The sequence below is a fragment of the Pedobacter folensis genome (assembly GCF_056490665.1).
Genome location: NZ_JBWJIF010000001.1, coordinates 2,137,950 through 2,158,472 on the forward strand (window position 1 = coordinate 2,137,950; position 20,523 = coordinate 2,158,472).

A 20,523-nucleotide genomic window follows, 5' to 3' on the forward strand; every position below is an offset into this window, starting at 1 on the left:
TTGAAAACCACACAAAACATATCCCATTTTAAACAAAAAGCTTTGCATTGGGCCAACCAGTTCGAGGTTTGCTGCTTTTTAGATTCAAATAACTACAAAGATGCTTACTCAGCTTACGATTTCATTATTGCTGTCGACGCAGATCATGAACTAAAATGCGCCACCGGGAATGCATTTGATCAACTAAAAAGTTTTTATGCACTACATAAACAGTGGATTTTTGGCTTTTTCGGCTACGATTTAAAAAACGAAATAGAAGATCTTCATTCTAATAATTCAGATCATTTAAATTTTCCAGATTTATACTTTTTTGTCCCAAAATACCTGATTGCCTTTAAAAACGGCAATGCCGAGGTGCTGATTGGCCCTGAATCGATTTTAACAGAGATTGATTCCTTTCAGCTTAAAACAGAAATCCAATCTAAAAAAGCAAAAGTAACACATCGGTTGTCGAAAGGCCAATATGTTCAAAAAGTAGAAGCCTTAAGAGACCATATTATTCGTGGTGATATTTATGAAGTTAATTTCTGCCAGGAGTTTTTTGCTGAAAATGCAGAAATAGATCCTGTTCAAACTTTCGAAGCATTAAACAGCGTCTCACCCACTCCATTTGCCGGTTATTTTAAAGTTCAGCGCAACTATATTTTATCTGCAACACCAGAAAGATTTTTGTGCAAACGCGGATCGAAACTCACCTCGCAACCCATTAAAGGAACCGCGAAAAGAAGTTTAGACCCAATGGAAGATGAGGCTATAAAACTGCAGCTCAGGAACGACATTAAAGAACAGGCCGAAAATGTAATGATAGTTGATCTGGTACGCCACGACCTCACCAAATCGGCTGTTAAAGGTTCTGTTACCGTCGACGAGTTATTCGGCATCTACAGCTTCCCTCAGGTGCATCAAATGATTTCTACCATTAGTTGCGAATTAAATCCAGCAATCCATTTTATCGACGCCATCAAAAATGCATTTCCAATGGGCTCTATGACGGGCGCTCCAAAGGTTAAAGCCATGAAATTGATCGAAGCATACGAAGTGACTAAAAGGGGCATTTATTCGGGCTCCTTTGGCTGCATCAGTGCAGCTGGTGATTTCGATTTTAATGTAGTGATCAGAAGCATCTTATATAATGCCGCATCCAAATATTTATCTTTTCAGGTTGGAGGAGCCATCACCTACCAAAGCAATGCTGTTTTAGAATACGAAGAGTGTTTACTGAAAGCCAGTGCTATTTTGAAGGTACTTGAAGGTTAATTGGTTCACTAGTCATTGGCCATTGGTTAAAGGGGGCACTCTCCAAGCGATTCGACTATATAAATCGTCGTCATCTCGACTGGAACGCAGTGGAATGGAGAGATCTATCAGTTATATCCTCTCCTCTCGTCGTAGCGTCTCGCTACGACGTAAATAAAACTTAAAAGGTCTTAGCGAGACACTAAGACCAGATAATGTTAAAAAGACCCTGAAATAAATCTTTCTCGTCGTAGCGTCTCGCTACGACATAAATAAAACTTAAAAGGTGGGGGTGGAATGGAGAGATCTATCTATCCAGATTTCTCGACTGCGTTACACTCCGCTCGAAATGACGGTAATTTAAAACGGGACGAAAACAAAAAAAGGTGGAATTTTCTGCATCATGCAAAACCTTCCACCTTAAACCTTAAGCCCTAAACCTTATTTCTTATAATACTGCTGTGCTTCTGGTAAATATTTTTGGATCTGAGCAATACGGGTAGCATCACTTGGGTGAGTACTTAAAAACTCAGCTGGTTTTTGAGCTCCTGCAGATGCAGCAGACATCCTGTTCCAGAAACTGGTTGCATTTTGAGGATTGTAGCCGGCCATTGCCATAAAAATCAAGCCTAAACGGTCGGCCTCTAATTCCTGATTGCGACTGAATTTTAACATCGCTACCGGCGTACCCACACCATAAAGGGTATTAAAAATAGATTGTGTTTTTGGGTTTTTAGATAATGCAACACCTGCTGCTGCACCAATACCTTGTGCAACCATTTCCTGCGACATCCGTTCTGCAGAGTGACCTGCAATGGCATGGGCAATCTCGTGTCCCATTACCGTTGCTAAACCCGCATCATCCTGGGTAACAGGCAAAATACCGGTATAAACCACAATCTTACCTCCTGGCATACACCAGGCATTTTTCTCATTATTTTGTACAACGTTCACTTCCCACTGGTAATCTGCAATGAGGTTACCATAGTTATTGCTGTTCATATACGATTTCACAGCTGTGATTAATCTACTGCCAATGGTTTTAACTTTCAAAGCCTGCGCATTCGAAGCGGGTAAAACCGTCGTTTTATTTTCTGTTAAAAAGGTGCTGTACGCCTGGAATGCCATTGGCAAAACCTGGTCGTTACTCACTAAATCAAATCGGCTACGACCTGTTAAAGGAACAGTGGAACAGGAGTTAAATAATAAAATCCCAGCAACACTTGCTGTTAAAAATAACTTTTTCATAAATTCGATTTTAAATGATTTGTAAATAAGGTGATAAGCAAAACCGATGATTAAACAGTAAGCCTATCAATAAGTTTTAATGAAATGTGTTTTGTTTAATTAATTAGTTTTCTTCCTAAACAAATACACTTTAGATTCTTTGCCTTTCAGCAATCTTTCGAGATTTTTTTGGTGGGTAACCAGGATTAGAATACAAACCACCATGCCGTAAAGCACTTCAGATTTGATCGAAACCTGAAACAAAAAGACCACACTCAGTGGAAAAGTAAATCCCGCGCAAATGGAGCTTAATGAAACATATTTGGTTAACAACAATACCACCACAAAAACCAGAACACAAAGCATAGATGCTTCGAAGTTAACTGCCAAAATCATTCCAAAAAGTGTGGCTACACCTTTTCCACCCCTAAAGCCGGCAAAAACAGGAAATAAATGTCCCATTACTGCGGTTACACCGAGTGCAAGTTGATAATTAACAAAAACAACTGAATTTTGTGGCCCGGTAACCGACATGCCAATCAGATAGGCCAGATTGGTTGCGGTATAACCTTTTGCAATATCGATGATCATTACTGCAATTCCGGCTTTTTTACCCAGCACCCTGAAGGTATTGGTTGCGCCAGCGTTACCACTGCCATACTCTCTTACATCAACGCCATAAAAGGCCTGACCAAGCCATACAGCTGTTGGTATAGATCCAAAAAGGTAGGCAATTAATAACGCGCTGAGAGAATAAACCGTAACCATAGCCTACAATGATACAAAAAATAAGCTTTTAATTTTATAGCAAATCACTTTAGTATGCTTTTAAACTCATATCCAGGCTTTTCACAGAGTGTGTAAGTGCGCCCATCGAAATAAAATCTACTCCACAAGCGGCATATGCTGCCACATTCTCTTCTGTAATGCCACCGGAAGCCTCTGTGATAAATTTACCATCGATTAATTTAACCGCTGCCCTTAAGTTTTCGAAACTGAAATTATCAAGCATAATACGGTCTACACCACCAATAGCCAAAACCTGAGATAATTCATCTAAATTCCTCACTTCAATTTCGATCTGAAGGGTTTTATTTTGATCAATCAGATATTTTTTAGCAGCTGTAATGGCATTTGAAATCCCTCCTGCATAATCTACATGATTGTCTTTAATCAAGATCATATCATACAAGCCAATACGGTGATTTACACCTCCACCAATCCGAACAGCCCACTTTTCTAAATAGCGAAGCCCTGGGGTAGTTTTACGGGTATCTAAAATTTTGGTTTTGGTTGTTTTTAACAAAGAAACAATCCGATGGGTTTTAGTAGCAATGCCACTCATGCGCTGCATACAGTTTAAAACCAACCGTTCGGCAATTAAAATGGCATGTGTACTTCCGGAAACGGTTAAGGCAATATCGCCCACTTTTACTTCGGCACCATCCTGTAACAATACATCAACTTTCAGTTCGGCATCAACCTCCTTAAAAATCTCAAGAGCCAGTTCAATTCCAGCCAAAACACCATTTTCTTTGATAATCAGTTTTGCTTTTCCCTGCGTTCCGGCTGGAATTGTTGAAAGTGAAGTATGATCACCATCGCCAACATCTTCGGTAAGGGCATTTTTTATGAATTGATGTATAAGTTGAGTATCCAAAATGTAGATTTTATGCCGCAAAAATAAGAATTATTTGTTAGCAGACAATTTACTGACGGGTTAAAGTGAATTGTAACTTATAAAACGCAGTTGGATATGCAGATGGAAACTTCGAAAGTCGAGCTGATTCTATTTACCTTAATCTTTAGCAGGCTCTATCCTTAATTCGGTAATCGAAAAGCTGGTGTTGAATTTTTTCATCGTGATGGAAACCCTGAAAGTCTCTTTTGCAGTACCTAAAATAATTACGCCAAAACGATAATTTGGATTGGTATTAATTTTATGAAAAATACTTGTTTTTACCGGCGGATGTTTGACAAAAAAATCTCTTAAAATCTGTTCACCCTGTGCTTTTGAGTATACATCTTCCTCGTCAACAATAATCAGTTCGATGGTTGAGGCGAAACTTTTGGCAATTTCTTTCGAGTTGCCAGCCTTAAAATACGAGGATAAATCATCAATAATATCTGCCTGAAGAGCTGTAGGGTGATATAATGATGACAAACTAATAATGAGTAAAAATAAGCTCCGGATCATTTCTGTATTTTATACAGAACCCTATAGCTAAAATTATGCCATTAGCGTATCAAAAAAAGGATTTCTTCATTTGTATAAGCTTCAATAAAGTTATATTTGCCATATAAACAAAACACTAAAACATGTTATACATGAAAATGTTTTAATGTGGATCAATAAATTTTACAATAAAAATGGTAAACGATAAAAAACTCGCGCTTATAATTCTAGATGGTTGGGGCTACGGAAAACAAGATAATTCTGATGCTGCATATGCCGCCAACACTCCTTTTTTCGATTCTTTACTACAGCATTACCCAAATTCTAAACTTGAAGCGTCTGGTGAAGCAGTAGGCCTGCCAGCCGGACAGATGGGAAACTCGGAAGTTGGGCACATGAACTTAGGTGCAGGCCGGGTAGTTTACCAGGAGCTTGGCCGGATCAACAAATCAATTACCGATAGAGAATTGCATAGCAATCCGGTTTTGGTAAGTGCGTTCGATTATGCGAAACAGCATAACAAAGCAGTTCACTTTATCGGTCTGGTTTCAAACGGTGGTGTGCATGCCCATATCGAACATTTAAAAGCTTTATGCGATGCTGCTAATGAAGCTAATGTGCCAAATACTTTTGTTCATGCTTTTTTAGATGGCCGCGATACCGATCCAAACTCTGGCCTGGGCTTTATTGCTGATCTGGAAAACCATATCCAAAACAGCAATGCTAAATTGGCGACCATGGTTGGCCGTTATTACGCAATGGACCGCGATAACCGTTGGGAGCGCGTTAAACAAGCTTACGATGTAATGGTAAATGGCATTGGTGAAAAAACACAAGATGCTTTGGCGGCGATCAAAAAATCCTATGCTGATGGCGTAACTGATGAGTTTTTAAAACCAATTGTATTAACACAGGGTAATGGTGCACCAGTAGCTACCATTCAAAATGATGATGTGGTAATCTGTTTTAATTTCCGTACCGATAGAGGTCGTGAAATTACCACTGCATTAACGCAAAAAGATTTCCCGGAACAGCAGATGCATAAACTGCCGTTGTATTATGTTACCATGACTACTTACGATGAGAGTTTCGAAAAGGTAAACGTAATTTTCACCAAAGATGATTTAACCCAAACCATTGGTGAAGTATTGGCTGATAACAATAAAAATCAGATCCGTATTGCTGAAACCGAAAAATATCCTCACGTAACTTTCTTCTTTTCCGGAGGACGGGAAGCCGAATTTAAAAACGAAAAACGCCTTTTAATTCCTTCCCCAAAAGTAGCTACCTACGATCTTCAGCCTGAAATGAGTGCCGCAGGAATTACCGATGCCATTACCAAAGAAATGGAAACAGGATGGGCCGATTTTATTTGCTTAAACTTTGCCAATCCAGATATGGTTGGTCACACAGGCGTTTTTGAGGCTGTGGTAAAAGCAGTAGAAACTGCAGATAAATGTGCAGAAACGGTGGTAAAAAAAGGTTTGGAAAATGGTTATTCGTTTATTCTTTTGGCCGATCACGGAAACTCTGAATTTATGGTGAATGGTGATGGATCTGCCAATACAGCGCATACCACCAACCTGGTTCCTTGTATTTTAATCGATAAGGATTATAAAAGCATTGCAGATGGCAAGTTAGGCGACATTGCCCCTACTATTTTAAAAATATTAGGCGTGGCTATTCCAGCAGAAATGACAGGAAATGTTTTAGTATAATGATTAAAAAACTTGTTATCCTGGTATTTACTTTGGCAATGTTTTCCTGCAATCAGCGAAAAGAAGCTGAAGCAAATACCGATTTATTGTATTTTGATCTAAAGGGATATTTTGGAAAGGAAATTTCGCGCTTACAAAAGCTAAACCCAGTCGTTAATAAAACCGTTAGTGTAAATGGAACAGCCGAAAACAAAACCGCTAAAATTGCTGACTGGGCAAAAGAATTAGCCATTTTCGTTAATGCTGATATCAATAAAACCTCGTGGAAAGGAAGTTTTAAAGCAACAGCACAAAATGGCGTAGATATTTATACTTCTGATAATAGAAAAATCCCTGTTAAGAAGGTTTCTATCACCTGGAATGGTCAGAAAGCAGGTAAAATAGAGATTATTATCGATAACAAAAATATCTTATACCAATCTCAGGATACCTTAACCTACTGTCCGGATAGCCTGTACGCGATCAGAAAACAGCAGAAAATTAGATTGCTAAAGCAAAAGAAGTATTCAGTGATTGGAAAGCTGAAATAAAAAAAATGGGACCCGAAAATATTCGAGTCCCATTTTTCTTTAAAGGCTATATTTTATTTTAGGCTTGCAATTTGCGCCTTATCGTAGGTTACCCAATCGACAATATCTTTTCTTAATGGCTGCAAGGTTAATACTTTCTGAAAATCAGCGATAGAGTTATTGAACAACGCTACACAAGCTGCTTTTTCTTCCTTTTTCTTTGCTTTAAAAGATCTGAAAATTGCATAATCTTTATAAGCTAAACCACGGTTCTGAAACATCTGGGCATCTTCATCTCCATTAATTTCAATGGCTTTTGTAAAATCTTTGAGAGATGCCAAATAAAAGTTTTCGCGCATGCTATTTAACGATTCTTTAGGATCGTTAGCGATTTTTAACCTGGCTATACCACGATAATAATAAGCAGAAACCTCAGTAGGTTTAATGGTTAATAACCGGCTGTAAGTGGCAATACATTTCTCGTATTCGCGATTTTGGAAATAAGAATATCCAAGCATCTGGAGCACATTTGCATTATCAGGCGTTTTAGTATCAGCTTTTTCTAATTGTATAGCGGCAGTTTTATAATCACCTTTCATCATCGCCTGCATGCTTCTTTCGTAATTGCCTTGCGCGAAACTACTGGTTGATGTAAAAATAATTAATCCTAAAATCGCCTTTTTAAAATAGTTCATGTATGAGTAATAAGTTTAACAAATCTAACGCCTAACCAAATTTATAGGAGAAATTTTTTGCAATATAATCCTATTCTGATAATTTAAAAGTTTTTAATTTTCTTTCATTCAAAACCAATTGTCCTAAACATTAGCTTAAACGCTAAAATATGCTTTATATGATATTGGCGGAAATATTTATATTACTCTGCCTTTTTAACATAAGATTAATATTATTTTCACTTTGGCACAAGAGTTGAATTTATTAACTTAATACCAAAATTAAACAAAGTGAATACGATTAAACTGCCAGTTTGTCGTTAGCGGAAAATGTGATAATGAGTAAACAAGATATATTTGATTTCCATACAGCAATGCCAATCATAAACGAGGATACCGAATTTTTTCCCTTAATGTCTCAGCAAGACGAGGAGGAAATGAACAATGAGGAAACGCCCGAAACGTTGGCCATATTGCCTTTGCGAAACACAGTTTTATTTCCAGGAGTAGTTATCCCTATTACGGTTGGAAGAGATAAATCAATTAAGTTAATTAAAGAAGCTTACAAAGGAAATAAGATTATTGGGGTTGTTTCTCAAAAAGACGTTTCCATTGAAGACCCTACTTTTGAGCAGCTTAACACGGTTGGTACTGTTGCAAACATCATTAAGCTATTGCAGATGCCTGATGGAAATACCACCGTAATTATTCAGGGTAAACAACGTTTCAGCTTAATTGAAGAGGTGCAGAACGAGCCTTACATTAAAGCGGTTGTTAAAAAATTCGAAGAGCAAAAGCACAAGGCAGATAAAGAGTTTAAAACGTTAATCGCTTCTATACGCGAGATGTCTGCTCAGATTATCCAGCTTTCGCCAAATATTCCAAGTGAAGCCAGTATTGCACTTAAAAACATCGAGAGCAATTCATTTTTGATCAATTTCATTTCATCAAACATGAATGCCGAAATGGCTGATAAGCAAAAAATCCTTGAAATGGATAAACTGCAGGAAAGGGCACAAAAGGTAATGGAACTGCTAATGGTCGAATTGCAGATGCTGGAACTGAGAAATCAGATCCAATCGAAAGTACGTACCGATTTAGACAAACAACAACGCGATTATTTCTTAAATCAACAATTAAAAACCATTCAGGAAGAATTGGGCGGTAACTCTGCCGATTTAGAATTTGATGCTTTACAGGAAAAGGCCAAAAAGAAAAAATGGGCCAAAGCTGTTGCCGAACATTTTGATAAGGAGTTAGATAAGTTGGGAAGAATGAATCCTGCTGCTCCCGATTATTCTGTTCAGTTAAACTATTTAGAACTCCTTTTAGATTTACCCTGGAGCGAGTTTACAAAAGATAATTTCGACCTAAAAAGAGCACAACGTATCTTAGATAAAGATCACTTTGGTTTAGAAAAAGTGAAGCAGCGTATTATCGAATACTTAGCCGTTCTAAAACTAAAGCGCAATATGAAAGCGCCAATTTTATGTTTGGTTGGCCCTCCGGGAGTTGGTAAAACATCTTTAGGAAAGTCGATTGCCAAAGCATTAGGGCGTAAGTATGTACGTATGGCTTTAGGCGGTATCCGCGATGAAGCAGAAATCAGAGGTCACCGTAAAACTTATATCGGTGCAATGCCAGGCCGTATTATTTCATCGATTAAAAAAGCGGGTGCAGATAATCCTGTTTTTGTTTTGGATGAGATTGATAAAGTAGGCACCGACCACCGTGGCGATCCATCATCAGCTTTGCTTGAGGTATTAGATCCCGAGCAAAACAGCGCCTTCTACGATCATTATGTAGAAATGGACTACGATTTATCGAACATCCTGTTTATTGCAACAGCAAACTCATTAAGCACCATACAACCTGCATTATTAGATCGTATGGAGATTATTGAAGTAAACGGATATACGATTGAAGAAAAAATAGAAATCGCTAAAAAATACCTGTTGCCAAAACAGAAAGAAAACCATGGTTTACAAACCAAGGATATTAACCTGAAAACGCCGCTGATTGAAAAGGTGATTGAAGATTATACCAGAGAATCGGGTGTGCGTGGTTTGGAGAAAAAAATAGGTTCTCTAGTGCGTGGTGTGGCTACAAAAATTGCGATGGAAGAAACCTACGATTCAAATTTAAACAATGAAGATGTAGAGCGTATTTTAGGTGCACCGATATACGATAAAGACTTGTACGAAGGAAATGAAGTGGCTGGAGTAGTAACAGGTTTGGCCTGGACAAGTGTTGGAGGAGATATTTTATTTATCGAATCGAGCTTAAGTCCCGGAAAAGGTAAACTTACTTTAACGGGTAACCTGGGTGATGTAATGAAAGAATCGGCAGTTATTGCACTAGCCTATTTACGTGCACACGCAGCCGAATTTGATATAGATTACACTTTATTTGATAACTGGGATGTTCACGTACACGTGCCGGCTGGTGCTACACCAAAAGACGGACCTTCGGCCGGGGTAACCATGCTTACTGCCTTAACGTCGGCATTTACACAACGTAAAGTAAAACAGCATTTAGCCATGACTGGTGAGATTACCCTACGTGGAAAAGTACTTCCGGTTGGTGGGATTAAAGAAAAAATTCTTGCAGCAAAAAGGGCAAACATTAAAGAAATTATCCTTTGCAAAAGCAACCGCAAAGATATTTTAGAAATTAAAGAAAGTTACATTAAGGATTTAAAATTCCATTATGTAACCGAAATGAGCGAAGTAATTGAATTGGCCTTAACCAAGAATAAGGTAAAAAAACCTTTAGATTTAAGTGTTAAAATTGCGCCGATTGTAAACTAATTACAATTCTTTTGGATTAATAATCAAAAATCCAATTACAATAAATACTTTTATAGCCCAGGTAAATTGCCTGGGCTTTTTTATGAGATCATTTTTATTCACCATAGTTTTTTGTTTGGTTGTTTCAACCAGTTTTGCTCAATCCTTTAAAAACGAATTCGGTTTTAAAACCGAAAACGATGCCTATTTGGCTACATTAAATGACCGGTATTATACCAACGGATTATTTATCTACTTCCGCCATGCCCTAAACACCGAAAAATTATCGGATAAAATAGAGAAAAAGACCTACGAAATTTCTGCCGGACAGAAAATGTATACGCCTTATTGGGGTCAGGTTCCAAACAAAGAAGATCAGGACAGGCCTTTTGCAGGTTATCTTTATGCTGGTGGGGCTTACTCTGTTTTTTATAAAAATGAAAGTATTTTAAAAACCAGTGTAGAACTGGGAACCGTAGGTCCTAACTCGCTTGCCCAAACAGCACAACGTTTCCTGCACAAAACCGTAGGATTTTATACGCCTGCAGGCTGGGATTACCAGATTAAAAATGAACTGGCTGCAAACCTTACTGCAAATTACAGCAAATTGCTTCTCCGACCTGAAGACCCGATTGTGGATATCAGTGCGCAAGGTTATGCCAATTTAGGCACAACTTTTTCGGGTTTGGGTGCATCGGTACTTTTTAGGGCCGGTAAATTAAATCAATTGTTCAACAGTGCTTATCATAATGCAGTCATCGGAAATTCGAAAACAAAAAGCTTAAACAATTCGGAATTTTTCTTTTATGTAAAACCGCAGCTAAACTTTGTTGCTTACGATGCCACCATACAGGGAAGTCTTTTTAATGATAACAGCCCGTTAACCTTTGGGGTAAAACCCATTGTTTTTGAACAACAGTTTGGTGTAAATTATAGTTCAAAAAGATTTACAGCCGATTTTAACATCATCTTTAAAACCAAAGAAGTTAAAAGTGTGGCGAAGCCACAGAATTATGGCGGTTTAAGTTTGTATTATCGGTTTGGGAAAAGTTAGGTAATTGTTAGATTGTTAATTTGTTTCATTGTTGAACAGTCCATCGCCCAAGCAATCGTTAGAAGATTATTAATAATCAGTTACTTTCCGATTTCTTTTCTTTTCGGCATTCACAGCCTTATTCTTCAATCTTTTTTGAATAACTGCTTTAGGGATTTTGGTTGCTTTTCTTTTCTTCTGAACCTGAAGCGATCGTTTTAACAATTCAATCAACTTGGCTACAGTTTTTTCTTTATTCAGTAACTGGCTCCGGTCTTCCTGAGAAACAATATGTAATAATCCTTCAGTATCCAGGCGGTGCGCTAACCTGGATTTTAAGAGCGTTTTTTCATCTTCGTCGAAATAAGCCGCAGTTTCGAGGTCGAAAATCAATTCTACCTTACTCGAAACTTTATTTACATTTTGCCCACCTTTGCCCCCACTTCTGGAAGTTTTAAAACTAACTGATCGTAAAATTTCTTCTCTTGTAGGCAACATGCCGCAAAAGTAAGAATTTGTAAACAGGAAAAAAACAGGTTATTCTCCTTCTTTTGTTTCGCTTACCTTACTGCGTAAACCCACAATATCCTTATCCAACTGATAAATTCCTCCCCGATCACTACCCACTAACTGAAGTTTCTCTAACATCGTTTTCGCCATTTTTTCTTCTTCAAGCTGTTCATCTAAATACCATTGTAAAAATTTAAAGGTGAGATAATCTTTCTCATTCAATGAAAGTTCTACCAAATCGTTGATACTTTTTGACACCAGCAACTCATTATCCAGAAAATCCTGAAACACTTCTATCACCTGCCCGAAAGAATTTCTGGGCATTTCAAGAGCAGTAATAATCGCATGTCCATCGCGATCATTGATATAATGGATCAATTTGAGCATATGATGACGTTCTTCGTCACTCTGGCGGTAAAAAAACTCAGTATACCCCTCTAAACCCGGCTGCGTTTCTAGCCAAGAGGCAATGCCCAGATAAACTTGTGATGATTCGGCTTCCAATTTAACCTGGTTATTCAGCGCCGTCAACATTTTTTCAGATAGTAACATAAACTTGTATTTATTTTATAGGTAAACACATTACAATAAATCAATGTTTTAGCATGAGCTTGTTTAGAATCTATCTTTATATTCTCAAAAAAATTCAGCATTCTGTTTGTATTTTTTACCTTTGTGCTACGATGAAGAAAAACCTGGTAATAGCAATAGATGGCTATTCATCTTGCGGAAAAAGCACATTAGCGAAAGCATTGGCTAAAAAATTAGGTTTCATTTATGTAGATAGCGGAGCGATGTATCGTGCCGTTACGCTCTATTTCTTAAGAAATAACATCGATATTACTGATGATACTAAAGTTGTTGATGCACTACAACATATCGAATTAAATTTCCATTCCCGCGATTACGAATCCCATATCACACTTAATGGTGAAGAAGTTTCAGATGAAATCCGTTTGATGCCGGTTTCTGAAAATGTAAGTGAGGTTTCTGCCCATAAAATCGTTCGTCATGAAATGGTGAAACAACAGCAACGCATGGGTAAATCGAAAAACATTGTAATGGATGGCCGTGATATCGGCACTACCGTTTTCCCTGATGCCCCCGTGAAATTCTTTATGACAGCCGATCCGAAAATCAGGGCCGAACGCAGATTTAAGGAACTGGAGAGCAAAGGCAATAACGAAACCACTTTGGAAGAGGTTTTTGAAAACCTGGCACACCGCGACTACGCCGATACGACTAGAAAGGAAAGTCCATTGGTTCGGGCTGATGATGCCATTATTTTAGATAATACCGATCTTACCCAGGAAGAACAACTGGCTTTTGCAATGGAAAAAGTAGAACCGTTTTTGGTTCATTAGACCATTTGTTCACTGGTCATTTGTTCATTAGTTCATTGGTTCATTGGTTCATTGGTTAATGGTTAATGGTTTAAATCGGTTAACTGATGTCTATTGCTGCATCCTAAATGCATAGCTTAGTTAATCGCCTTAAGACTAGGGATTTTAGACTAAATAGATTTCTCCATTTCCGCGGTGCTCCAATCGAAATGACGTATCTCTAAGGTTAATTGCTGTCGGTTAACTGGTTCCAAGCTATGAGCTACAAGACTATCAACCATGAACTATCCGACTATTATCCATAGACTTCGGACTCCCGACTTCCCTCCGTTTCCTGAGATAGAAAAAATTTCATATTTTTAGCACTTAACCCAAATGTTACTATGAAATTAAAATCAATTTATCTGGCGGTATTATTTTTATCGCTTAGTATTCTGAATGCAAATGCTCAAAAAGGCTGGATCAATCTCTTTAATGGAAAAGATTTAAAAGATTGGAACATCAAAATTGCCAAACACGAATACAAAGAAAATTTTGCCAATACTTTCCGCGTAGAAAATGGTGTGATGAAAGTAAGTTATGATGGATACAATGAATTTGACAGACAATACGGGCATATCTTCTATAAAAAACCGTTTTCGGCCTATCTTTTAAAAGTTACTTATCGTTTTGTTGGCGATCAGGCTAAAGGCGGTGAAGGTTGGGCAACCAGAAATAGCGGCGCCATGTTACATTGCCAGGACCCGGCAACGATGTTAAAAGACCAGGATTTTCCGATTTCAATTGAGGCCCAAATTCTGGGTGGAGACGGTGAACATGAACGCCACACCAGTAACGTTTGCACACCGGGAACATTAATAAATTATAATGGGAAACTATTTACCGGACACTGTTTAGATTCTAAATCGAAAACTTATGCTGGCGACCAATGGGTAACTGCTGAATTTTTAGTGTTAGGTGATTCGGTTGTAAAACACATTATAGCAGGCGAAGTGGTTTTAGAATACACTAAACCTCAAATTGGGGGCGGTAGCGTTTCTAATTTCGACCCGAAAGTTAAAATAGACGGCAAAGCATTAACTTCAGGTTACATTTCTTTACAAAGTGAAAGCCATCCGATAGAATTTAAAACGGTGCAACTTTACGATTTGGAAGCGTACATGAAAGATAAAGCAAAACTGGACAAGGTATTGGCTAAAATATTAAAAGAGTAAACCATATTAATACTCAGTTGTTAAATGATGATGTAAAAACCTTACACCTAAATTTACACGATGCTCAACCGTCACTTATTTAAACCCGCTACCCTACTATTCTTTCTTTTACTTGCCAATATTACTTTTGGGCAAACTGCTTACAAAGTAAAAGACATTCCAGATCCCAAAAAAAATGGTGAAGGTTATGTAAGTGATCCTGATGATATTTTGGGAAGTAGTGCGGTTTCGGGTTTAAATAATACCATTGCCCGGTTTGAACGTGAAACCAATGTTCAGGTGGCAGTGGTAATTGTTAACGATTTCGATCACGATAAAGAAGATTTCGATTTTGCCTACGAGCTTTTTAATACCTGGGGAATCGGGCAAAAGACGAGCAATAACGGATTGTTGTTATTTATTGCGAAAGATCGCCGCAAATACCGCTTTATTACAGGCACCGGAACGGAAGGTGTATTACCGGATGTAAAGCTTAAACATATTGCCGAGCAAAACCTCTTGCCTGCTTTCAGACAAAATGATTTCAATACAGGGATTACCAATACCCTAAATGCCATTGGGGTAATTATTTTAAACCCTGAACATCAATCAGAACTCAACCAGTTTTTCACTCAACGCGAAAGCAACAGTTCGCTCGAAAATTTTTGGCTCCCTACGGGAATTATCCTGCTGGCCTTTTTCGGGGTGTTCAAAATCGTAAACAGGCAGGCTAAAAATGGTCTAAATTTAAAAGGTTTTGACAAGAATAAAAATAGTTATGATACAACCATAGCGAAAGGCTGTGGCGTGATTTTCTTTATAGTATTTGTTTCTATTTTCATCTTTGTTTTTACCGGTGCTTTTGACCTATTTAAAAAAATAAAATTAACGCACATTCCCTACATCCTTTTTGCTATACTGGCCATCGCGCTTTTCTTTCGGTACCTCTTCTATTTGTCGGCACTGAGAAAAGCACACCAGGACGATAAAAATTTCTTTGATGCTGTAGTGGCTTTCCATAAAAAGAACTGGTGGTTAATACTATTCTCTCCTATCATTTTAATTGCAATGATACTCCACCTCATCAGGCGTGTTAAAACAATTGATCGTTTCAAACCAGTTTTGGATAGTAAAAACAAGCCGATGATCCGGGTTGATCGCGATATCAATACCGAAGGAAAACCATTTTTAACGGCAGGGCAGCGAAAAGAAGAAGTTGTTTTAGCATACGACTACGATATCTGGGAAAGTGCTGATCATCAACAACACATCATTAAGGCATGGCCTGCAGAAGAATACAATAGTTATACCGAATGCCCTGAGTGCGCTTTTAGAACTTACAAACTGAATAAACGGGTAACCGTTAAAAAGGCTACATACAGTCATGAGGGCCAGGCGAAGCTAATAAACGAATGTAGTTTTTGTAAAAAAACAGAATTTATAAAATGGATAACATTGGCCATGCTGGTCGAATCGAGTTCATCATCAAGTTCCTCTTCTTCCGGCAGCTCATCGTCTTCATCATCAGGCAGTAGCTGGGGTGGTGGTAGCAGCAGCGGTGGTGGTACCGGCGGAAGCTGGTAATTGACTCAAAAAATAAACTATGAAAAAGATCATCTTCATTACTGCAGTTTTTTTTGTCATTCTTGTATGCTTTTGGATTAGCATCAGGTTTTTCGGAATTTTTAACACCTACAAGAATGTTTCCGCTGCAAACGAACCCAATGTGGCCGTTGATCAAATTGTGACGGCATCTAACTTAAAAGAAGCTAAAAGAGGTGATTTCGTAGTAGTAAAAACGAATGGTGAGCGTTGCATATACCGACTTTGTGCCCTGGCCGGAGATAAAATTGAACTAAAAATGGGCGAAGTTTATCTAAACGGCAAGTTGATGGTCCAAAATTACGACACTAAGCATAGCTATAATTTCAGCAATAAAATATACAATGACTTAGTTAGTTCAGGTAAAATAAAGGCTGAAGAAACCATGTATGCCATTGGAGACGACATTCATATGGAGCTTATTGATGCTCAGGCTAAAAAAGCTGGTATTTATCAGTACAAAGAAGTAAAAACGCCTGCATACCGTGATGAGCAAATCGAGCAACAATGGTCAAGGAAGTGGAATGTAGATAATTTTGGTCCTGCCCTGGTTCCAAAAGACAGCTTTTTTGTGCTCGGAGATAACAGAAACAACGCCCGAGACTCCAGATATATTGGTTTTGTCAAAAAAAGTGATCTGCAAGGTGTAGTTTTATAACCATATCGTTTTTACTTTTTTCAATCTTATCCCCTCCTATTAAATTATTTTCTAATTTTGAAACACTTAGCACGGTGTTTGCTTATAGCGTGTTTGCAATTACCTATTAAAACTGTTTCGCAGAATCCAATACTTATGACCAGAATTTTTTTCCTCCTCATCGCTCTTTCTATTTTTGCTAACCGATTAAATGCGCAGGAATTGTATCGCGTTAAGGCCGACAAATTGCGTGTAAGGGAAAGCAGCGATCCGAAAAGTAAGGTTATTGGAAATATTGCCCAAAATGAAAACATTACGGTTTTAGATGCCAGCAATGCCAAGTTCTACAAAGTAAAGTTTAAAAACCGCGAAGGCTGGGTAAGCAAAGATTTTATCGAAAAAATTGTTCCGGCAGCCAAACCAGCAACTCCTCAGGCAAATACCGCACCGCCTGCAGCTACTACTCAAACGGCAACCAGCACTGACATGTACCGCTCAACTGCAGATGATTTGAGGGTTAGGGAAAAAGCTGATCCGAAAAGTAAGATTATCGGATACCTGCCCAAAGATGAAAATGTTGCCGTTATTGATTCCTCAAACACAAGTTTCTACAAAATCAAGGTTACCAACGGCGAAGGATGGGTGAGTAAAGAATTTTTGGTGAGAATCTCTCCGGTGAAAACTACAGCCGAAAAAACAAGCATTGCCGCATCGGTACCTCAAGAAAACAAAGATTATACGAATATTATCTTTTTTGCGGTTGTGGCCTTAATCCTGATCACCATATTGTACTTTTCGATTAAATATGCCAGCGGCAATAAATTTTTAATCGGCTTTTCAGTAATTGTAATCCTGGTAACCGGTTATTTCTGCTACATTACTTTTATACAGGCAAAAGTGGTAACAGGTACTTTTGCAAGCAATGAAGATATACAGTACAAAACTTTCAACTTTAAATCGAAAGATTCGGTAACCGTTACCGATGCCTATACTGATTCTATTTTCACTTCTAAATATGTGATCGAAGGTGACATGATCAAACTTTACGATCAGCAGAACACGATTATGTTATTAATCAGGGATGATGAAACGTTAATTGGCGAAGGTTTTACCAGAGGGACGTTTACCAAGAAATAAATCCAGGATCATCAAACGTTATACCGATGATTCGTTCTGTTGGGACGAGTCATAAACCAAGGCAACCAATTTTAAATACGGTTCGTCCCATCGGGACGGTTTATGGGTAGCAAATAACATTTTTGTTATTTGTGTAACGTTCTGTAGGAACGTTTGGTGGGAAATTGTGCACAATCCTTTGTTTTTAAACCTGATAGAGCGGAATAGCCCGGAGCGTAGCGAGGACTATAAGCGATAGCAGGGCTGCAGTTTCCGATGAAATGCGGGGCGCTCATTTTCAAATCATTAACAAACAAAACCTACAATATTTCTGAATTTAGCCTGATAGATGCTGAAATAAATTCAGCATGACGCAAAAGCTGATTCTTAATCCGCTAAAAATCAGCAACATTTATTAAAAAAATCTTTTCTATTAATTAAAAATTTTTTACCTTTGCAGTCCCTAAATAGGGAAAAAAGGAGATAATTAATTAATGGCTAAAAAACAAGTAGCAGAAAAAGAATTAGCAGCTAAAACAGCTGAACTTCAGGGAGAAGGCGGACGCCTGACTGAAAAAGAAACGATTGAATCAGAAGCTGATTCAGTTTCGATCGAATCGATCAAATCATCATTGGCTACACCATCGGAAGATTTCGATTGGGATGCAGATGAAAAAGTTTTCGGTAATTACAATGATGCAGACCGTAAAAAGTTTGAAGATATGTATGCCGGAACATTCAATCAGATCACTAAAGGTGAAATCATTAGCGGTATCGTTGTTTCAATTAACAACAAAGACGTAGTATTAAACGTTGGTTTTAAATCAGACGGTTTAGTTTCTACTTCAGAATTCCGTGATACACCAGATCTTAAAATCGGCGATTCAGTTGACGTTTTCGTTGAAGCACCAGAAGATGCTAACGGTCAATTGATCCTTTCTCGCAAAAGAGCTAAAACCCAAAGATCATGGGAAGCAATTAACGAGGCACTTGAAAATGATAGAATCATCAATGGTTTCGTTAAGAGCCGTACTAAAGGTGGTTTAATCGTTGATATCATGGGCGTTGAAGCTTTCTTACCAGGATCTCAAATTGATATTAAACCTATCCGCGATTACGATGTATACGTGGGTAAAACAATGGAATTTAAAGTTGTTAAAATTAACCATGAGTTTAAAAACGTAGTTGTTTCTCATAAAGTGTTAATTGAAGACGATTTAGAAAGCCAAAAAGTAGAGATCGTTTCTAAATTAGAAAAAGGTCAGGTATTAGAAGGTACTGTTAAAAACATTACTGATTTCGGTGTGTTCATCGATTTAGGTGGTGTTGATGGTTTACTTCACATTACTGATATTTCTTGGGGCCGCATAGAGCATCCAAAAGAAGTATTATCATTAGATGAAAAAATCAACGTGGTTGTTTTAGATTTCGATGATGAGAAAAAACGTATCGCTTTAGGCTTAAAACAATTAACTCCACACCCTTGGGAGAACTTAAGCACCGACATTCAGGTTGGTTCTAAAGTAAAAGGAAAAATCGTAACTGTTGCAGATTACGGTGCTTTCTTAGAAATCATACCAGGTGTTGAAGGTTTAATCCACGTTTCTGAAATGAGCTGGTCACAAAACTTAAGAAATCCACAAGAATTCTTAAAAGTTGGTGATGAGATCGAAGCTGAAGTTTTAACTTTAGACAGAGACGAGCGCAAAATGAGCTTAGGTATTAAACAATTATCTAACGATCCATGGCAAGAAGTTGCGGCTAAATTCCCAGTTGGAAGCAAGCACAAAGCAACTGTTAAAAACATGACTAACTTCGGTGTTTTTGTTGAAATCGAAGAAGGTATTGATGGTTTAATCCACATCTCTGATTTATCTTGGTCTAAAAAAGTAAACCACCCTAACGAATTCACTAAAGTTGGTGATGTATTAGACGTAGTTGTTTTAGAACTTGATGTTGATAACCGTAAATTAAGCTTAGGTCACAAACAATTAGAAGAAAACCCTTGGGATACTTTCGAAACGATCTTCACTTTAGATTCGGTTCACCAGGGTACTGTTGTTAAAGTAACTGATAAAGGTGCTGTTATTGCTTTACCATATGGTGTAGAAGGTTTCGTACCAACTAAACACATGGTTAAAGAAGATGGTACTTCAGTTAAAGCTGAAGAAACCAATGACTTCAAAATCATTGAATTCAACAAAGAAGCAAAACGCATTGTAGTATCTCACGCCCGTATCTGGGAAGAGGTTAAAGCTGAAGCTGTTGCTGAAGAAAGAGCAACTAAGAAAAAAGAAGCTAAAGCTGCTGTAACTGCGGTTAAAAAAGTTAAAGATTCTGTAGAGAAATCTACTTTAGGAGACTTAGACGTATTGGCTCAATTGAAATCGCAATTAGAAGGCGAAGAAAGCAAAGCTAAAAAAGGCTAGTTCTTTTTAACTGATCATATTAATCCCGATAGCGAAAGTTATCGGGATTTTTTTTTGAGTTTTTTTACTACAGAGAACATGGCTTTATTCATTACCTTGATTGATCGTCATTTCGAGCGTAGTGCAACGAAGTCGAGAAATCTAATTAGCAGATCTCTCCATTTCGCTGCGCTTCAGTCGAGATGACGATTTCTATATGAGTTTATCATGCTGAGGCACGAAGCATCTTTCTCACTGATTGCTATAGAGTTTATGTAACAAAACAATCCATTCTTATATACTTATTCCGTGCATCCCTCTTATTATTACTATTTTTGAAAATCATAACCAA

The 20,523-nt window shown here is 37.9% G+C and carries 18 protein-coding genes; 11 read left to right on the plus strand and 7 right to left on the minus strand.

Annotation, left to right across the window (positions count from 1 at the left end; genetic code table 11):
* Positions 1-1,257, plus strand: coding sequence for an anthranilate synthase component I family protein (locus tag AC04QZ_RS08275; RefSeq protein ID WP_478357370.1), 1,257 nt, complete (start codon positions 1-3; stop codon positions 1,255-1,257).
* A 420-nt stretch (positions 1,258-1,677) separates the two neighbouring features.
* Here AC04QZ_RS08275 and AC04QZ_RS08280 read toward each other — a convergent pair whose 3' ends face one another.
* The 4 genes from AC04QZ_RS08280 to AC04QZ_RS08295 all read right to left on the minus strand — a co-directional run bounded on the left by AC04QZ_RS08280 (position 1,678) and on the right by AC04QZ_RS08295 (position 4,660).
* Complete coding sequence (locus tag AC04QZ_RS08280) at positions 1,678-2,484, minus strand: M48 family metallopeptidase (protein ID WP_478357371.1); 807 nt, start codon at positions 2,482-2,484, stop codon at positions 1,678-1,680.
* Between the two features lie 99 nt (positions 2,485-2,583).
* Positions 2,584-3,231, minus strand: coding sequence for a glycerol-3-phosphate 1-O-acyltransferase PlsY (gene plsY / locus AC04QZ_RS08285; protein WP_029279402.1), 648 nt, complete (start codon positions 3,229-3,231; stop codon positions 2,584-2,586).
* 49 nt (positions 3,232-3,280) lie between these two features.
* Entirely contained in the window at positions 3,281-4,123 is an 843-nt protein-coding gene (nadC, locus tag AC04QZ_RS08290) for a carboxylating nicotinate-nucleotide diphosphorylase (RefSeq protein WP_478357372.1), read from the minus strand.
* 138 nt (positions 4,124-4,261) lie between these two features.
* A complete protein-coding gene (locus AC04QZ_RS08295; protein ID WP_086547351.1) occupies positions 4,262-4,660 on the minus strand; it encodes a DUF4783 domain-containing protein in 399 nt (132 codons plus the stop codon).
* Positions 4,661-4,833: 173 nt separating this feature from the next.
* On the opposite strand from AC04QZ_RS08295, the gene gpmI reads away from it, so the two are divergent.
* A complete protein-coding gene (gpmI, locus tag AC04QZ_RS08300) occupies positions 4,834-6,357 on the plus strand; it encodes a 2,3-bisphosphoglycerate-independent phosphoglycerate mutase (RefSeq protein ID WP_478357374.1) in 1,524 nt (507 codons plus the stop codon).
* Positions 6,357-6,887 (plus strand): hypothetical protein, encoded by a 531-nt coding sequence (locus tag AC04QZ_RS08305; RefSeq protein WP_478357375.1) that lies wholly within the window; start codon positions 6,357-6,359, stop codon positions 6,885-6,887. Before gpmI ends, AC04QZ_RS08305 begins: the two co-directional genes overlap by 1 nt.
* Before the next feature lie 53 nt (positions 6,888-6,940).
* Here the strand turns inward: AC04QZ_RS08305 and AC04QZ_RS08310 are convergent, their stop codons facing one another.
* Positions 6,941-7,561 carry a tetratricopeptide repeat protein gene (locus AC04QZ_RS08310; RefSeq protein WP_086547354.1) on the minus strand — a complete coding sequence of 207 codons (621 nt, stop codon included), beginning with the start codon at positions 7,559-7,561 and terminating at the stop codon, positions 6,941-6,943.
* 317 nt (positions 7,562-7,878) lie between these two features.
* On the opposite strand from AC04QZ_RS08310, the gene lon reads away from it, so the two are divergent.
* Both lon and AC04QZ_RS08320 read left to right on the plus strand, forming a co-directional pair.
* Positions 7,879-10,350, plus strand: coding sequence for an endopeptidase La (lon, locus tag AC04QZ_RS08315; RefSeq protein WP_086547355.1), 2,472 nt, complete (start codon positions 7,879-7,881; stop codon positions 10,348-10,350).
* A gap of 82 nt (positions 10,351-10,432) precedes the next feature.
* Positions 10,433-11,383 carry a lipid A deacylase LpxR family protein gene (locus AC04QZ_RS08320; RefSeq protein ID WP_478357376.1) on the plus strand — a complete coding sequence of 317 codons (951 nt, stop codon included), beginning with the start codon at positions 10,433-10,435 and terminating at the stop codon, positions 11,381-11,383.
* Between the two features lie 69 nt (positions 11,384-11,452).
* On the opposite strand, the gene arfB is transcribed toward AC04QZ_RS08320, so the two are convergent.
* On the minus strand, positions 11,453-11,860 hold the full coding sequence (arfB, locus tag AC04QZ_RS08325; protein ID WP_478357377.1) for an alternative ribosome rescue aminoacyl-tRNA hydrolase ArfB: 408 nt from the start codon (positions 11,858-11,860) through the stop codon (positions 11,453-11,455).
* A gap of 39 nt (positions 11,861-11,899) precedes the next feature.
* Positions 11,900-12,424, minus strand: coding sequence for a ferritin (locus AC04QZ_RS08330; RefSeq protein WP_478357378.1), 525 nt, complete (start codon positions 12,422-12,424; stop codon positions 11,900-11,902).
* Positions 12,425-12,555: 131 nt separating this feature from the next.
* Between AC04QZ_RS08330 and cmk the strand changes: the two genes are divergently transcribed.
* The 6 genes from cmk to rpsA all read left to right on the plus strand — a co-directional run bounded on the left by cmk (position 12,556) and on the right by rpsA (position 20,192).
* Entirely contained in the window at positions 12,556-13,236 is a 681-nt protein-coding gene (cmk, locus tag AC04QZ_RS08335) for a (d)CMP kinase (RefSeq protein ID WP_086547360.1), read from the plus strand.
* A gap of 362 nt (positions 13,237-13,598) precedes the next feature.
* Complete coding sequence (locus AC04QZ_RS08340; protein ID WP_478357379.1) at positions 13,599-14,429, plus strand: 3-keto-disaccharide hydrolase; 831 nt, start codon at positions 13,599-13,601, stop codon at positions 14,427-14,429.
* 60 nt (positions 14,430-14,489) lie between these two features.
* On the plus strand, positions 14,490-15,992 hold the full coding sequence (locus tag AC04QZ_RS08345; protein ID WP_478357380.1) for a TPM domain-containing protein: 1,503 nt from the start codon (positions 14,490-14,492) through the stop codon (positions 15,990-15,992).
* A 19-nt stretch (positions 15,993-16,011) separates the two neighbouring features.
* Positions 16,012-16,668 carry a signal peptidase I gene (lepB, locus tag AC04QZ_RS08350; RefSeq protein WP_478357381.1) on the plus strand — a complete coding sequence of 219 codons (657 nt, stop codon included), beginning with the start codon at positions 16,012-16,014 and terminating at the stop codon, positions 16,666-16,668.
* Between the two features lie 135 nt (positions 16,669-16,803).
* Positions 16,804-17,784, plus strand: a complete 981-nt coding sequence (locus tag AC04QZ_RS08355; protein ID WP_478357382.1) for an SH3 domain-containing protein — start codon at positions 16,804-16,806, stop codon at positions 17,782-17,784.
* A 473-nt stretch (positions 17,785-18,257) separates the two neighbouring features.
* Positions 18,258-20,192, plus strand: a complete 1,935-nt coding sequence (rpsA, locus tag AC04QZ_RS08360; RefSeq protein ID WP_057933658.1) for a 30S ribosomal protein S1 — start codon at positions 18,258-18,260, stop codon at positions 20,190-20,192.
* Positions 20,193-20,523 lie beyond the last annotated feature (331 nt).

Excerpts from the sequence above, each read along its gene's own strand:
- AC04QZ_RS08280 (WP_478357371.1), bottom strand. The coding sequence starts at position 2,484 with ATGAAAAAGTTATTTTTAACAGCAAGTGTTGCTGGGATTTTATTATTT.
- plsY (WP_029279402.1), bottom strand. The coding sequence starts at position 3,231 with ATGGTTACGGTTTATTCTCTCAGCGCGTTATTAATTGCCTACCTTTTT.
- AC04QZ_RS08295 (WP_086547351.1), bottom strand. The coding sequence starts at position 4,660 with ATGATCCGGAGCTTATTTTTACTCATTATTAGTTTGTCATCATTATAT.
- gpmI (WP_478357374.1), top strand. The coding sequence starts at position 4,834 with ATGGTAAACGATAAAAAACTCGCGCTTATAATTCTAGATGGTTGGGGC.
- AC04QZ_RS08305 (WP_478357375.1), top strand. The coding sequence starts at position 6,357 with ATGATTAAAAAACTTGTTATCCTGGTATTTACTTTGGCAATGTTTTCC.
- AC04QZ_RS08310 (WP_086547354.1), bottom strand. The coding sequence starts at position 7,561 with ATGAACTATTTTAAAAAGGCGATTTTAGGATTAATTATTTTTACATCA.
- lon (WP_086547355.1), top strand. The coding sequence starts at position 7,879 with ATGAGTAAACAAGATATATTTGATTTCCATACAGCAATGCCAATCATA.
- AC04QZ_RS08320 (WP_478357376.1), top strand. The coding sequence starts at position 10,433 with ATGAGATCATTTTTATTCACCATAGTTTTTTGTTTGGTTGTTTCAACC.
- arfB (WP_478357377.1), bottom strand. The coding sequence starts at position 11,860 with ATGTTGCCTACAAGAGAAGAAATTTTACGATCAGTTAGTTTTAAAACT.
- AC04QZ_RS08330 (WP_478357378.1), bottom strand. The coding sequence starts at position 12,424 with ATGTTACTATCTGAAAAAATGTTGACGGCGCTGAATAACCAGGTTAAA.
- cmk (WP_086547360.1), top strand. The coding sequence starts at position 12,556 with ATGAAGAAAAACCTGGTAATAGCAATAGATGGCTATTCATCTTGCGGA.
- AC04QZ_RS08340 (WP_478357379.1), top strand. The coding sequence starts at position 13,599 with ATGAAATTAAAATCAATTTATCTGGCGGTATTATTTTTATCGCTTAGT.
- AC04QZ_RS08345 (WP_478357380.1), top strand. The coding sequence starts at position 14,490 with ATGCTCAACCGTCACTTATTTAAACCCGCTACCCTACTATTCTTTCTT.
- lepB (WP_478357381.1), top strand. The coding sequence starts at position 16,012 with ATGAAAAAGATCATCTTCATTACTGCAGTTTTTTTTGTCATTCTTGTA.
- AC04QZ_RS08355 (WP_478357382.1), top strand. The coding sequence starts at position 16,804 with ATGACCAGAATTTTTTTCCTCCTCATCGCTCTTTCTATTTTTGCTAAC.
- rpsA (WP_057933658.1), top strand. The coding sequence starts at position 18,258 with ATGGCTAAAAAACAAGTAGCAGAAAAAGAATTAGCAGCTAAAACAGCT.